The organism is Megasphaera hexanoica, assembly GCF_043520715.1.
Classification (GTDB): domain Bacteria; phylum Bacillota; class Negativicutes; order Veillonellales; family Megasphaeraceae; genus Megasphaera; species Megasphaera hexanoica.
Genome location: NZ_CP171361.1, coordinates 1,021,507 through 1,036,780, shown reverse-complemented (window position 1 = coordinate 1,036,780; position 15,274 = coordinate 1,021,507). Strand labels below are relative to the sequence as shown.

The window sequence follows — 15,274 nt, the reverse complement described above, 5'->3', positions numbered from 1 at the left end:
CTACTCTTCCGTATGCTGGTCCGCTTCCACATCGCAAACTGCTGCATCTTCTGCTTCCGGAGCAGAAGGCATGGCCAGGTCGGCTAACAGGTCATCACCGTCCAGCTCTTCGCCAGCCGGTTCATCCTGTTTCTGTTCCGCCAGTTCCGCAGCCTGGCTTTCGCTCTTGATATCGATTTTCCAGTTGGTCAGCTTAGCCGCCAGACGGGCATTCTGACCGGCTTTGCCAATAGCCAGGGACAGCTGGTAATCGGGAACGACGACGTTAGAGGTCTTTTCCGCTTCATCAACCGTTACCGAAACCACCGTTGCCGGGCTCAGGGCATTGGCAATGTAGACAGCCGGATCTTCATCCCATTTCACGATATCTATTTTTTCATTCTGCAGTTCTGTCACAATATTCTGCACCCGTACTCCTTTCGGACCGACACAGGCGCCGACACAATCCACATTTTCATCGCGGGAATAGACGGCAATTTTCGACCGGCGGCCCGGTTCACGGGCAACGGATTTCAGTTCTACGACGCCATCATAAATTTCCGGAACTTCCAGTTCAAAGAGGCGCTTTAACAGGCCCGGATGTGTCCGGGAAACGAGAATCTGGGCGCCCTTGGTCGTCTTGCGTACTTCCACCACATAACACTTGATACGCTGGCCGACCGTATACGTTTCCGTCGGAATCTGTTCGGAAACGGGCAGGACCGCTTCTGCTTTCCCCAGATCAACATAGACATTGCGCTGTTCGATACGCTGGATGATCCCCGTGATGATGTCATCCTGACGGTTGGAAAATTCATCGTAGACGATGCTCCGTTCGGCTTCACGCAGCCGCTGGATCATGACCTGTTTGGCTGCCTGGGCAGCGACACGGCCAAAATTCTTGGGCGTCACATTGACATTGATGACATCGCCTGCCGAATATTCCGGGTCCAGGATCTGGGCCATGGCCAGAGAAATTTCGGCGTCTTCATCTTCTACCGTTTCCACTACCGTCTTAGGAGCCAGGATTTTATAATCGCCAGTCAGGCGGTTTAATTCTACGACGGCGTTGGGATTGGCATCTGGCTCTTTTTTATAGGCCGTAATCAGGACCGCTTCCAGCGAATCACAGATGACATCGGCAGAAACGCCCTTTTCTTTGGACAAATAGGCAATCGCATTGAGTAATTCCTTGTTCACTTTCATGTACCTCCACTAAAAATCAATATGTAACCGTATCTGGGATATATCTTTCATGTCCAATGTTTCTTCCGTTTCATCATGGCTGACTGTCAGGACATCGCCTTCCCTGCCCTTCAGCACAGCGGTCAGAAGTTTCGTTCCATTATGGGGCTTGAAGAAATGAATATCGACATCGCGGCCCTGGTAACGGATAAAATCTTTTTCCTTTTTCAGGACCCGGTCCAGTCCCGGGGAAGATACTTCCAGAAGATAATTGTCACTGATGGGATCTTTTTCATCCAGTATCTTACTGAGTTTTTCACTGACGGCCTGGCAGTCTTCCAGATCGACGCCTCCCTGCTTATCAATAAAAACCCGTAAATACCAGTTCCGTTCCCGGACGTATTCCACATCAACGAGTTCTAATGCCGTACCGGCAATGATTTTTTCAACTTCTTCAGCTACCAGTTCTTCAATATGTTCGCGTCTCATAATTCACCTGTATCTTTCCCGACGAAACCCTGCAAGTAAAAGTTAAGAGTGGGCTTCCACCCACTCTTAGAAAAGTTTACATCTAATTAACTAAAGTATACCACCAACAGCGTTTTCTGACAATGAAAAACGCTCACTCTGCCGCCTTTAAATCAGCAGCAATGGAGTCCAGCACAGGCAGGAGACGTTCCTGCAATGCTTTTTTCAGGAGCTTTAAATCACTGCTGTCAAAATCATGTACCAGATTGGGGAAATTATGTATCCGCCGTTCGGCAAAAAAATCATCCCGGAGTATGTTGTACATGAGTGACAAACCGCTGCGCGTCGCTCCATCATAGTAAGCCAGGATCATATACGACCCATTAATGATCCGCACGGCATCATTGGGACGGATCAGCCGCCTGAAACCGGCATATGATTCCGGCAGGAAGTCATCCCAGTCCACCGTCGTGATTCCTTTATCCTTCAACAATACACTGAAATTCTCTTCCCGATCTACATAATACGTCCGGATCAGCTCCGGGAGCCGGGATTCTACCATATTACGAAAACTTTCAAAATTTTCCGTAATAAATTCAATGAGCGCAAACTCCAGCATTCCAATATCCGTACGGACAAATAATTCATTCGTTTCCGGATTGATTGTCCCCCGTACGGTCCAGCCATTATCGTCATTCGTATATAGAAAAATCAGGTATTCCTTATCTTTCCCATGACCCTGTACCATGTGCTGCTCTGCCGTTAACTTAAAATCTCCCACCTGAAGTGGGAGACTCGAAGTGATATTCCATTGTTTGACTGTTTCAATCAATGTATCATCCATAGGGCAAAAAAATGGTGCGGTTGGTGGGAGTTGAACCCACACGATCGATGATCACTGCCGCCTGAAGACAGCGCGTCTGCCATTCCGCCACAACCGCATAAAAAGAAATTAAAAGTTATACAGTTTTTTGTATTGCCTTTCGTTCAACAAGACTATTCTAACATACTCTCTCGTTTCTGTAAAGGGTATTTCTTCAATTTTTTTAAAGTTTTTGTCCCAGCCATATTCATCCATCCAGGAATCGACATGGCCGCGTCCGGCATTATACGCTGCCAGAGCCAAAACTTCATTGCCGTCATACTCTTTGAGAAGATATGCCAGATACCAGGTACCCATCCTGATATTCGTCTGTACATCGTTCAGCTGGGCAGGACGAAAATTTTCCATCCCCATCTTTTCAGCAATCCATTTGCCTGTATCAGGCATAATCTGCATCAGACCGCTGGCACCCCGGTGAGACGAGGCCGACCGGTCAAACTTGCTTTCCACCAGAATCACTGCCGCTACCAGCGCCGGATCCACGTGGTTTTCATAGGCATACTGTCTGACCATATAGTCATACTGCAGAGGATATACGATTTTACGCATTACATCGTCTTTCCAGGTAAAGAAATACGACGCAGAGAAACAAGCAACCAATATAGCTGCTACAATTTTTACCTTTGTATTATTTCTCCGTCTCACAGCTTACTCCCCAGATTGAATCCGTTTCATCAGTTCATGCCACTCATACCGCACCTGTTCTTCTGTATCTTCCAAAGAACCAGTATTGTCGATGATAACCTGAGCCAATGACCGTTTTGTATCAATAGGAAGTTGAGCATGGATGCGTGCCATTGCTTCGTCCCGTGTATAGTGATTCCGCGCCATCAGCCGTGAAAGCTGCGTCGTCGGATCCACATATACGAGCCATGCTTCATCAACGTACGTGTTGTATTTTATCTCAAATAGCAATGGCATGTCAAGGAAAATGACCGGATTTTTTTTATTTTTTTCAATTATTTCAATTGTATCATTGATTCCCCGCTGGATGAGAGGAAATAAAATGCCTTCCAACTGCGCCTTTTTCTCCCTGTTTCCAAAAACGACGCGGCCTATATACGCCCGGTCCATCGTGCCATCTGCGCACAACGTATGCGGTCCGAAGGCGTCAGCAACGGCCTTCAATCCTTCCGACCCGGGCCGGACGACATCATGGGCGATCTGGTCACAGTCGATGATTCCCGCCCCCAGCTGACGCAGCATGGCCACAACCGTACTCTTCCCCGAAGCAATACCTCCCGTAAGCCCAATCTGAAACATACCGTCCTCCCCTTTCATAAATATCCGCCAGACCTGTCTTTGAACCAACGATTTTATTTCATTGTAAAGCCGGCAACTAAAAAAAGTCAAGGTTCCTGTTCAATCGTTAGTGTCAAGAAGTTTTCGGTCTTTTCTTTAAACCTAGATAATAAGTGGGGTCTTATTTCCCCATTTTTACAAAATATGTGCCATTTGCAGCCCTTTTGCCAGCTTTCCTAGTGGGCTGCTTGCAGAGCTGTGCGTTCCCATACTTCCTTGATGCACGCCCTTGTGAGGCTGCATAGGGAACTGTTTCATCACTTTCCTCATGATGTTCTTAAATCGCTGGCTGATGGGCTTGTAGGCTGTACGTCCCCATTGGCCATACACGGCATCCCATTCTTCGTTTTTCATGGCTGTGATGAGCTGTACCATGGCTTCCGCCCCTTCCTGGCTCCAGCACCGTCCCTGATGTTTCATGCGATAGCTGTATATACGATGGCCCGCCTCACACGCTCCGGGCTGTATCAGATGGACTTTTTCCAGCTTCTGTCGCTGATTCAGTGGTTCTACATACGTCCAGTTTCGTTTTAAATACCTTCGTAATCGTTCCACGTTTTGTAATTCATCGTTTCCTTCTGCTTCCGATTCAGCCGTATCCAGCCAGAGTGCCAGACTCGTTTCATCATGCTTCCAGATACTCTGCCGGATTCCTTCCTGTACCTCCGGTACAGCAAAATGCAGCCGTTCTTTCACCTTGCGGTGTACATGATATACATCCCGCTGGTGCTCATGCCACTTGCACCCTGCTGCCAGTTCCTGAAACGCCTCATAGCCATATCCCGTTCCGCCATCCCCGTTGCTGATCACTATCGTATGGCTTAATCCATACTGCCGGTGCATGTACCACCCTGCTCGTTCCCATGTCTTTTCATATTCCGTAGAAGCCATGTGATACGCATGAATCAGCCGGGCCCGTTTCCCTTCTTTTTCCCGTCCTTCATACACCTGTATCCAGTATATTTCCAACTGCTTCTTATGCTGTCCCCGGAAGACCAGACCGTCTCCTTCTATGTACACAACCGGGGCTTCCGTTTCTTCTGCGGGACTTTCCTGACGCTGAATGTCCTGCCATTCCTGACACAATTTCCCCGATTGCATCACAATATGCTTCACCGTTTGATGACTCAGGGTCGTCAGGGTAAACCGGTTCACGATATCGGCCGTTTTTCGATATACACAGCTGGTAGCCGTTTCCGCCACTTTTTTCATCAGCAAAGCGGAAAATCGTTGGTAGGGTTTCAATCGGAATAATTCGAAAAACAGGGTCAATAATTTCATATCCCGTTCAATAACTGTATCGGAGTCCTTTATTGTTTTGATGATTTCTGTTACAATAGTTTCCATAGAAGACCTCGTTTTGATGAGATTGGTGTGGTGACCTCTCACTATTATCAGGGTCTTCTTTCTTTTTGGCAAGTCTTACCGAGAACTATTTTGCACTAAGCGAGAACTATTTTACACTAAGGAATGTTTGTTTGATAAACCATTCATGGTATAATAATTTTGAAACCGAAAGGAGGATGTCCATGTCAAAGATAAAGACCTGGGAAGAATTAACCATTCAGGATAATTTCCTTTTTGAAAAGGTTATGCGCAACAAGCGTCTTTGCAAATATCTGATTGAAAAAATTTTAAATATCAGGATAAAAACCATCTCTTTCCCTGAAATAGAAAAAACAATCGATATCCGAATTGACAGTCATGGAATCCGTCTGGACGTCTACGTCGAAGATGATATGGGTAAAGTCTATGATATTGAAATGCAATGCGAAAAAGGAAAAGACTCAGCCTTACCGAAACGATCCCGATATTATCAAGGTCAGATTGATTTGGAATTATTACCACCGGGCATGCCCTATGAAATATTAAATCCACAATATGTCATTTTCATTTGTACGTTCGACTTATTTGGCAAAGGGTTACCTATATATACATTTCGCAACCGCTGCCTGGAACGTAACGATTTAGAACTAGGCGATGAAACGACCAAAATCTTTTTAAATTGCAAAGGGGACAGCAAGGAACTGGACCCTGACATCCGCTCATTTTTACGTTATGTAGACGGCCATACTCCAGAAGGACAATTTACGGAAGATGTGGCAGAAGAAGTTAAACGGGTAAAAGAACACAAAGAAACGAGGCGGGAATATATGAAACTGACAGCACTATTAGCACAGGAACGCCGGGAAGGAATAGAACAAGGACGGGAAGAAGGGGTAAAGCAGGGAGAAGAGCGGTTTGCTGTGAAGATGACGATTAAAATGCTAAAAGAAGGAAACAGCATGGAAAAAATAGCCAAATTCCTTGAATTACCTCTTCAAAAAGTAAAAGAAATTGCCCAGCAGAATAATTTGATTTGAACATCTTTTATTCTTCTTCTCCCAGATGCAAAAAAAGAATCCCCACAAGCTGCTTATTAGTGAACAGCTTGCGGGGATTTTCGCTATTATTCCCATTCAATAGTGGAAGGTGGTTTGCTCGTAATATCGTACACGATGCGGTTGATGTGATCTACTTCATTGACGATGCGGCTGGAGATTTTATCGAGGACATCGTAGGGGATGCGTGCCCAGTCGGCCGTCATGAAGTCGGTCGTCGTAACGCCGCGCAGTGCCAGCGTGTAATCATAGGTACGGAAATCACCCATGACGCCGACAGAGCGGTTGTTGGTCAAAACGGCGAAGTACTGGTTGATATCCCGCTGCAGGCCGGCATTGGCGATTTCTTCACGGAATATGGCATCGGCATCGCGGAGGATAGCCAGTTTTTCCTTCGTGATTTCACCCATAATGCGGATAGCAAGGCCCGGACCGGGGAATGGCTGGCGCCATACGAGATAATCCGGCAGGCCCAGTTCTGCACCCAGTTCGCGGACTTCATCTTTAAAGAGGTTGCGGAGTGGTTCAATGAGGCCTTTAAAATCGACAACCGCCGGGAGACCACCTACATTATGATGGCTCTTGATGACAGCGGCATCGCCGGCACCGGATTCGATGACGTCCGGATAAATCGTTCCCTGGGCAAGGAAATCGACAAATCCGATTTTGCGGCCTTCATCTTCAAAGACGCGGATAAATTCTTCACCGATGATTTTCCGCTTCCGTTCCGGATCGGTCACGCCGGCCAGTTTCCCCAGGAAGCGTTCAGAAGCATCGACGCGGACAAAATTCATGCCGCTGTCTTTGAAAGCTGCTTCTACTTCATCGCCTTCATTCTTGCGGAGCAGGCCGTGATCGACGAAAATACAGGTCAGCTGGCTTCCTACGGCTTTTGAAATCAGAGCCGCGGCAACAGAACTATCGACGCCGCCAGATAAAGCTAATACGACCTTGCCGTTGCCGACCGTTTCCTTAATATGGGCAATTGCCGTCTTGGCATAATTGGCCATGGTCCACGATCCCGTACATCCGCAGACTTCAAAGAGGAAGTTATGGAGCATTTCCTTGCCATGTTCCGTATGAAGCACTTCCGGATGATACTGCATGGCATACAATTTGCGTTCCGTATTCTGCATCGCTGCTACAGGGCAGTTGGCTGAATGAGCGACGATAGAGAAGCCGGCCGGCAATTCCGCTACATAATCCTGGTGACTCATCCAGACGATTTCCTTTTCCGCCAGTCCTTTGAAAAGTGGCGACGACGTATCTACGTCGGTTTCCGTCTTGCCAAATTCGCGGCGGTCGGCATGACGCACTTCCCCGCCCAGCGTCTGGGCCATGAACTGCATGCCATAACAAAGCCCCAGTACAGGAATCCCCAGTTCAAATACGTCGGCTTCTATCTTAGGCGCATTTTCTTCGTATACACTGGCCGGACCACCCGTAAAAATAATCCCTTGCGGCTGCAATTCCTTGATTTTAGCTACGGCTTTATGATACGGATACACTTCACAGTATACATGATTTTCACGGACGCGACGCGCAATGAGCTGATTATACTGTCCGCCAAAATCGACAACAATGACAAGTTCTTTGTTATCCATTACTTCCTCCTCTTATACATTCCCGGAAACAATCTGTGCTGCCTCCATTTGATTATTTTTTATTATACCATAGGTAACATAGAGTGACTAGTATAGAACTCACGGCTGGAAGCTTGTTTCCCCTGCCTCGCCGGAAAGGGCGCCATCTGCTTCGTTGTCATCAGTCACCATAGCCCCGCTATGGCTCCTTCTTCCGCCTTGTATCTGACACCCTTTCCAGCGATTCAGGACAGAAACCGCTCCCAGTCGTGAGTTCTGTATTGCTGGTCTTATGGCATAAAAATAGCCAGTTCGACGAGCCAGCTATCAGTATATATCGTCGGTTAGAAGCACCGTGTAGCATGGCTCCCCTGGGAAGCGGGAGCTGGCGCCAATGGCCGACTTAGGCAGAGAACCGCATTTGAAGGAGCGTAGCGACGCGCAAATGTGTGTAGGGGCTCACGGCCGGGGGACTTCTTCTGTCTGCCTCACCGGCTATAGCATCATCTACGGCGTTGTCGTCTATCAACGTAGCCCCGCTACGCCTCTTTCCTCCGCCTTGTATCTGACATCATAGCCGATGATTCCGATGCAAAGCGCCCCCAGTCGTGAGCCCTCGCCTATGCCGAAACACAGTGCCCTATTGTAGCACCTTGCCAGATATATATGAATATCGTAGTTTCGGCAGAGGGGTCCTTTTATCATCTGAGTTCCAATTTCTGAGTCCGAGGACGTAGCATGCCGGACTGGCTCCAACCTTGCAAACGGGCTTCATCACCGCATGTAAAAACGGACTCATAATAAGACTTTGGATTGAAATAAAGCCCCTTCCGCCACTTTGTGGCCCTCCTTCCCCTCACGGGGACGGCAAAGACACTCTGTCCGTCAAACCGACCTGCGGGCCTTCCGGCTTCGATGAATGACCTGCAACGAATGAACTACGGCCTTTCCCACTATCCCTTTTCCCAACGAAAAAAAGACCACTCTTTCGAGTGGTCTTTTTGATTCCGCACCGTATGGATTAGAATACGAATACGAACTGTGCACGAGTCAATTCATTGGTATCGTCATTACCTTTCTTGGTATCCGTAGCGAAGGACTGCATTACGGAGAACATAGCATTCTTAGCGAATGTGTAGTCAACGCCTACGCCCCAAGTCTTAATGTTATCGAGGTTATCCCATCTCCAGAAGTTTGTGGAGCCATTGAGATATGCACCGTCTTCAGCATCGAGATATTCAACCCAGGCATCCCAGGACTTCGGAGCTGCGAAGGAAGCTGTACCATACTGGAGTTTGCCATACCACATTTCCGGATCATCTACGCTGGTCTTGCTCTGATCTTTGCTAATCTGTTCGTAGTTAGCTGTCAGATTCCACTTGGAGCCAAAGTTGAAGCTTGCGAAAGCACCCCAGAGGTCATCAGCTTTGAAAGCGTCTTTACCGAAGAAATCATTGTAGTAAACACCTACAGAAGAACCAGCCAGACGGCCGCCGCCGAAGAAGCCTTCTAATTCGCCATAACCGGTCTTAACACCGAGGAGAGAGTCTGCAGCTGTTGTATCTTTAATAGTCAGATTACCTTTAGCATCTGCTTTCCATTTGCCATTCCAAACGTCTGCATCACCAACTTTGAATTTACCATAGCCAGCGATAGCTTTGAACTTATCGTTCTTGTACTGCAACTGAGCACCGTCGAAGGTATCACCGAACTGGTAGCCGACTTTATCACCGAGGATATAGGTATAACGGCCTACCATGAGATCCCAGTTGTTGCCGCCGAAGTTGTAATCGACGTTAGCGAGATCCGTATAGGTATCGTTGCTGTCCTGGTCATCAGCGCCACTAGCAGCACCGTTATTACCAAAATTGTGGTTGTTCGTGCTGATGCCATAAGTTACTTTCGTGCGGTCGTTAACCTGGGCATTAGCACGGAGACGAACACGATAATCCCAAGAGTTATCGTTTTCTACTTTGCCATTTTCATATTTGTAACGGATACGAGCGTCACCAGTGAGTTTTACGTTACCAACTTTATTTTCGAGGTTGGATACGCGAACGCCGAGGCTGTTCAGTTCGTCGGCATATTCGTCAGCCAGTTTGTTGATGAGGGCACGCTGTTCAACGGAAGCTTTGTCCATGTGAGCCATAGCTTTAGCCGTCATTTCAGCTGCTTCATAACGGGTGATGTTACGGTCGCCCTGGAAGTAGGAGCCGTCTACGCCCTGGATAATACCAGCGTCAGCGAGTTCTACTACAGATTTGTAGGCCCAGGAATCGGTCGGTACATCAACGAACGGGTTAGCTGCGAAAGCGCAGGTAGCGCCAACAGCCATGGTTGCAACTAAAGCTGCTAAAACTTTTGTTTTCATTGTGAATTACCCCTTTTCTAAAAATAAGTTTTACCACTCATTACGGTCGAGCATTGTACTTATTTCCACAAGGGGTTCATTGGCGAGTTGTCCTAGTTTCCTCTCTTTTACTACCCTGGTTTCTATAAGTTTGTCTGCTCTCAATCTCAGTCACTGCCTGGGAACATTCCCACCTGCGACCTTGATGACATTATACCCCAAGATTGATTTTTTGTCAAAATGGCGTAAAGAATGTGTCAACCATGCGCTTTACAGGCATTTTACAAGGTAAATGTAAACCTTGCAGTTAAAAATTTATTAAATTTTATCTCAATCATTCTTAAATTTGTATCGGATTTGTAACAAAAACAGGCGGTAAAATAAACCGTTAAAAAATCGCTCTCCGTCCCATCGTTATGCCCTTCACAAGCCATAGCAAAAACCACTTTTTTCACATACTTTGCCAGCGGGAACTATTGCTTATGCCAATTTCGCATAGATATAAATCTACATCATATTGATTTAGGGTTAAACGTATAAATTAGAACTCACGGCTGGAATCTTGTTTTCCCTGCCTGCCGGAAAGAGCGCCATCTGCTTCGTTGTCATCAGTCACCATAGCCTCGCTATGGCTCCTTCTTCCGCCTTGCATCTGACACCCTTTCCAACGATTCAGGATGGAAACCGTCACCGGTCGTGGGTCCTGTATTGCTGATTTTAGGGGTAAAAAAACAAGCCGCGTACCATTTGGCACACGGCTTGGTCATTATTGCGATTAGAAGAAGAAGTTGATTTCTACGTCGGTAAATTCATCGGGATCATCAGAACCATGTTTGGCTTCTGTTGCGAAGGTCTGGGCAGCTGTGAGGACTACGTTTTTAGCCAGTGTGTAGTCGATGCCTACGCCCCACGATTTCACGTTATCGAGAACACTGTCATCGCGCCAGGAGTTGGTTGCACCGCCGAGGAGAGCTCCTCTGTCGGAGTTGATGTATTCAACCCAGGCATCCCATGTGCCGCGGGTTTCGCTGTCGGCACTGCCATAAGTCAGTTTGCCAATCCATACTTCGGGATCATCGGTCACGTCATTACTGATTTTTTCATAGTTAGCAAAGGCATTCCATTTACCGAGATTCAGGCTGGCATAAGCTCCCCAGAGGTCATCGGCTTTAAAGCCTTTGGCGCCGCCACTGAAATCATTGTAATATACGCCAACAGCCGAACCAGCTGCACGGCCACCACCAAAGAAGCCTTCTAATTCGCCATAGCCTGTCTTGACACCGAGGAGGCCATTACCTTCCACTTCTGCATCAGGATCATCAGCAGCATAGCCTTCTTTAAATTTGCCATAGCCGGCAGTCGCTGCGAAGTGATCACTGGTGTATTTCAATTCGGCACGGTCAAATACGTCGCCATACTGGAATCCGTAGGCATTGTCACCGCCGAGAATATACGTATCGGTACGGCCGACGCTGAGATTCCAGTGGTCACCGCCAAAATTGTAATCTACTTTGGCATCATCAGTGAAAGTATTGCCATTGTCGTCATCGGCGCCCGATGCTGCACCATTATCGCCAAAATTCAGGTCGCCTGTGCTGATGCCATAGGTTACGGTTGTACGGTCATTGACCTGGGCATTGGCCCGGACGCGGACACGATAATCCCAGGAATGATCGTTACGATAATCATCATTGCCATTCTGATGCTGGAAACGGATACGGGCATCACCAGTAAGTTTGACATTGCCCACTTTCTTTTCAAGGTTGGCAACGCGGACGCCGAGGCTGTTCAGTTCATCAGCATATTCATCAGCCAGTTTATTGATAAGGGCACGCTGTTCAACGGAAGCTTTGTCCATGTGAGCCATCGCTTTAGCCGTCATTTCAGCTGCTTCATAACGGGTGATGTTGCGGTCGCCCTGGAAATAGGAGCCGTCTACCCCCTGGATAATGCCAGCGTCGGCGAGTTCTACTACGGATTTATAAGCCCAGGAATCGGTCGGTACATCAACAAACGGATTCGCTGCGAAAGCGCAGGTAGCACCGACAGCCATAGTAGCTGCGAGAGTTGCAATGATTTTCTTTTTCATTTGATAGCCTCTTTTCTGATAGAAATATGTATCTGACAAGAAGCAACTTATTGACAAAAAGTTCAATGGCGAGTGTTCCTAGTTTCCTCTCATTTACTATTTTTTAGCAATAAATTAACATTCTCATCTATTTTACGTGCAAAAAAGCACGTACTAAATATATACATAGTATACTATCAGACAAGGTTCTATGTCAATGTAATTGATTTATATTATCATAATTAAATGTATGAATATATTGTAATGCCGGACCCCCGACCGGAGACGGTTCTCATCCTGAATCGTCCCCGGTCGGGGGTCCTATTTTGCTAATCTTTGGGGTATGAAAAGCAGCCGATTCGACAAACCGGCTTTTTCTGCAAACTACAAACTTACCACTGCAAACTATCCTTTCCTATCCTTTCAGTATCTGCATGAATCCTTCAGGTCCGGGCAAGCGATGCAGTAGGCGCCAGGGAGTGTGTTCTGCCAGTTGGTCGTAGGTGTAGCGTCCGGTGGCGACGGAGATGGTTTTTGCTCCGATGGCTTTGCCGCACTGGATATCGTAGGGGGTGTCGCCGATGACGTACATGGTACCGATAGTGTCACCCCAGGCTTTTTTCGCCAGTTCCCAGGCGTGGCGGGCCATGTCGTCGCGATAGTAGAATTGACAGGCAAATCCTGAATGGTCAAAGTCAAAGTACTGGGTCAGGCCGAAGAAATCAAGTTTCAGTCTAGCGCCATAGATGCTGTTTCCCGTGAGCAGACATTGATGGTATCCTTCGGCTTTAGCCAGGTATGGCAGGAGTTCCCGGGCCGGCGGAATGACTTCACCTTTCATTTTTTTCAGCCATTTCATCAGTTTCTGTTCGTAATTCCGGCAGAAGTGATTGACTTCTTCATCGGTAGGCATGACGCCTCTGGCCTGATAGAGCAGCTGCTGGCAGATGTAATTATCCGTCCGGCCGCCGGCAGCGATTTTCGGCACGGCCTGGTCGTCACCCTGCAATTCGTGAAATACTTCCTGAATGGCATGCATGCCGGCCATTCCCGTATTGACCAGTGTCCCATCTATATCCCAATATAATATATCCATAATTCTCCCCCCTATACGAAAAGGAGCCGGGCAGCAGCACGCAACGACAGCCGCCGTTGTATGCCGCATACCCAGCCCCCTCAGCCAGTATTATTTCATGCCCTTATTATTTTGAAACGAGTTCTTTCGTATCGCGGGCAATCATGATTTCTTCGTTTGTCGGGATGACATAAAGTTTTACCGTAGAATCATCGGTGCTAATCATAGCATCTTTGCCGCGGACGTTATTGCGGGTCGGGCAAAGTTTGGCACCCAGGTATTCCAGGCCCTGGCAGATAGCTGCACGGTCTTCGATACCATTTTCGCCAACGCCGGCTGTAAAGGTGATGACATCGACGCCACCCATAGCAGCAGCCAGTGCGCCAATCAGTTTGCGTACCTGATAATGGAACATATCGAGAGCGAGTTTAGCCCGTTCGTTGCCTTCTTTAGCAGCTTCGCCGAGATCGCGGAAGTCGCTGGAAACGCCGGAAATGCCGAGTACGCCTGATTTCTTATTCATGAGCGTATCCATTTCTTTCGTGGACAGGCCTTTCTGTTCCATGACCGTCGTAACGATAGCAGGGTCGATATCGCCGCAGCGCGTGCCCATGAGGCAGCCGGCGAGCGGTGTGAAGCCCATAGTCGTGTCTACGCATTTGCCATATTTGATGGCAGCCAGGGAAGAACCGTTGCCAAGGTGGCAGTTGATGATGCGGAGTTTTTCAACGGGAACACCCATGACTTTGGCAATCTGGCCGGCTACATAGCGATGGCTCGTGCCATGGAAGCCGTAGCGGCGGATGCCATTTTCTTTATAGAGTTCATACGGAAGGCCATACATGAAGGCTTCCGGCGGCATGGTCTGATGGAATGCTGTATCGAAAACAGCGACCTGCGGTACGCCCGGCATGATAGCTTTGCAGGCGTTGATGCCGATGATGTTCGGCGGATTGTGAAGGGGTGCATAGGCGGAGCATTTTTCCAGGGCTTTCATGACTTCATCGTCAATTACCGTGGAGCTGGCAAAGGCTTCGCCGCCATGGACAACACGGTGACCTACCGCGTCAATGGCATCCATGGATTTGATAACGCCGCATTCGGCATCGGTCAGAATATCGAGAACGAGCTTTACAGCGACTTTATGATCCGGAATAGACTGCTGGATTTCCTTTTTCTGGCCATTCCATTTGTGAGTCAGCTGGGAATCGGGAAGACCGATTTTTTCTACCAACCCTTTTGCCATGACTTCTTCATTGTCCATGTTTACCAACTGGTATTTCAAGGACGAGCTGCCGCAGTTTACAACCAATACGATCATGCAATTTACCCTCTTTCATGTTTACGAAATTATTTTATCTGGCCAAATACATGGTCTATTACTTCTTTGCCCACCGGGTCGGCCGGATTGTACAAGTAGGTAATATCCCATATCTGACCATTATCTTCAAAGAAGAGACTCTGCCCCACCATCTGAACGGCATGGCCCTGCACATTCAGATTGAACGTACAGTGGACTTCTGTCGCCGGCCTGTCGAGGACAGTCGTTTCAGAGACCTTCGTTTGCAGATCTGTATAATGCGTCTGTTCCAGTAAGGAAATAGGTTTTTCGGCCCACTGCTGTATGGTGATTTCACTGGCGGGACGCGATTCGGCAGCCATCCACCAATGGGAATCGTTGGCGCCATATAATACGGTTCCATCATTATTCTGGGATTTCCCCATTTCCATAGGAGTCATGAGGTATACTTCGGAATTACCGCTTTTCAACTGTGTATAGCCAAAGCTATATTCTTCCAGAATCGATGCATTGCCGCAGCCAGTCATGAGTATTGTCGAAGCCGCAAGCACCGTTACCAGGAACTTTCTCATTCGTTTCATGCTATCACCTATTATACTTTCTCACAGACTGGTTTCATTATAACATATTCTCCATAAGAGAAAAAGGATAATTTGTCAATCTGCCGGGCAAATCGACTGTTTCCTTTCTTTTTATTCAT

13 protein-coding genes and 1 tRNA gene are annotated in these 15,274 nt (G+C 47.7%); 1 reads left to right on the top strand and 13 read right to left on the bottom strand.

What is annotated here, in order from left to right:
• The 7 genes from nusA to ACGTIC_RS04825 form a co-directional block, all read right to left on the bottom strand.
• Positions 1–1,179: a transcription termination factor NusA gene (gene nusA / locus ACGTIC_RS04855; protein WP_059075782.1), complete on the bottom strand. Its 1,179-nt coding sequence runs from the start codon at positions 1,177–1,179 to the stop codon at positions 1–3.
• Positions 1,180–1,194: 15 nt separating this feature from the next.
• On the bottom strand, positions 1,195–1,653 hold the full coding sequence (gene rimP, locus ACGTIC_RS04850) for a ribosome maturation factor RimP (protein ID WP_059075758.1): 459 nt from the start codon (positions 1,651–1,653) through the stop codon (positions 1,195–1,197).
• A 133-nt stretch (positions 1,654–1,786) separates the two neighbouring features.
• On the bottom strand, positions 1,787–2,464 hold the full coding sequence (locus ACGTIC_RS04845) for a hypothetical protein (protein ID WP_257536645.1): 678 nt from the start codon (positions 2,462–2,464) through the stop codon (positions 1,787–1,789).
• Positions 2,465–2,488: 24 nt separating this feature from the next.
• Positions 2,489–2,573, bottom strand: a tRNA-Leu gene (locus ACGTIC_RS04840).
• An 11-nt stretch (positions 2,574–2,584) separates the two neighbouring features.
• Positions 2,585–3,160, bottom strand: coding sequence for a lytic transglycosylase domain-containing protein (locus ACGTIC_RS04835; protein WP_113855510.1), 576 nt, complete (start codon positions 3,158–3,160; stop codon positions 2,585–2,587).
• 3 nt (positions 3,161–3,163) lie between these two features.
• Entirely contained in the window at positions 3,164–3,778 is a 615-nt protein-coding gene (coaE, locus tag ACGTIC_RS04830; protein ID WP_113855509.1) for a dephospho-CoA kinase, read from the bottom strand.
• Positions 3,779–3,952: 174 nt separating this feature from the next.
• Positions 3,953–5,164 carry an ISLre2 family transposase gene (locus ACGTIC_RS04825; protein ID WP_257536644.1) on the bottom strand — a complete coding sequence of 404 codons (1,212 nt, stop codon included), beginning with the start codon at positions 5,162–5,164 and terminating at the stop codon, positions 3,953–3,955.
• 182 nt (positions 5,165–5,346) lie between these two features.
• On the opposite strand from ACGTIC_RS04825, the gene ACGTIC_RS04820 reads away from it, so the two are divergent.
• A complete protein-coding gene (locus ACGTIC_RS04820; protein ID WP_113855508.1) occupies positions 5,347–6,180 on the top strand; it encodes an Rpn family recombination-promoting nuclease/putative transposase in 834 nt (277 codons plus the stop codon).
• 86 nt (positions 6,181–6,266) lie between these two features.
• On the opposite strand, the gene guaA is transcribed toward ACGTIC_RS04820, so the two are convergent.
• The 6 genes from guaA to ACGTIC_RS04790 form a co-directional block, all read right to left on the bottom strand.
• On the bottom strand, positions 6,267–7,802 hold the full coding sequence (gene guaA, locus ACGTIC_RS04815; RefSeq protein WP_113855507.1) for a glutamine-hydrolyzing GMP synthase: 1,536 nt from the start codon (positions 7,800–7,802) through the stop codon (positions 6,267–6,269).
• A 1,000-nt stretch (positions 7,803–8,802) separates the two neighbouring features.
• Positions 8,803–10,152, bottom strand: a complete 1,350-nt coding sequence (locus tag ACGTIC_RS04810) for an S-layer homology domain-containing protein (RefSeq protein WP_113855506.1) — start codon at positions 10,150–10,152, stop codon at positions 8,803–8,805.
• Between the two features lie 754 nt (positions 10,153–10,906).
• The gene (locus ACGTIC_RS04805) at positions 10,907–12,220 is read right to left on the bottom strand and encodes an S-layer homology domain-containing protein (RefSeq protein ID WP_113855505.1); all 1,314 of its coding nucleotides are present in this window, start codon (positions 12,218–12,220) and stop codon (positions 10,907–10,909) included.
• A 394-nt stretch (positions 12,221–12,614) separates the two neighbouring features.
• On the bottom strand, positions 12,615–13,295 hold the full coding sequence (locus ACGTIC_RS04800; RefSeq protein ID WP_059075749.1) for an HAD family hydrolase: 681 nt from the start codon (positions 13,293–13,295) through the stop codon (positions 12,615–12,617).
• Between the two features lie 106 nt (positions 13,296–13,401).
• Positions 13,402–14,595, bottom strand: coding sequence for an acetate/propionate family kinase (locus ACGTIC_RS04795; protein ID WP_059075748.1), 1,194 nt, complete (start codon positions 14,593–14,595; stop codon positions 13,402–13,404).
• Positions 14,596–14,624: 29 nt separating this feature from the next.
• Positions 14,625–15,155: a hypothetical protein gene (locus ACGTIC_RS04790; protein ID WP_070807723.1), complete on the bottom strand. Its 531-nt coding sequence runs from the start codon at positions 15,153–15,155 to the stop codon at positions 14,625–14,627.
• Positions 15,156–15,274: the final 119 nt, after the last annotated feature.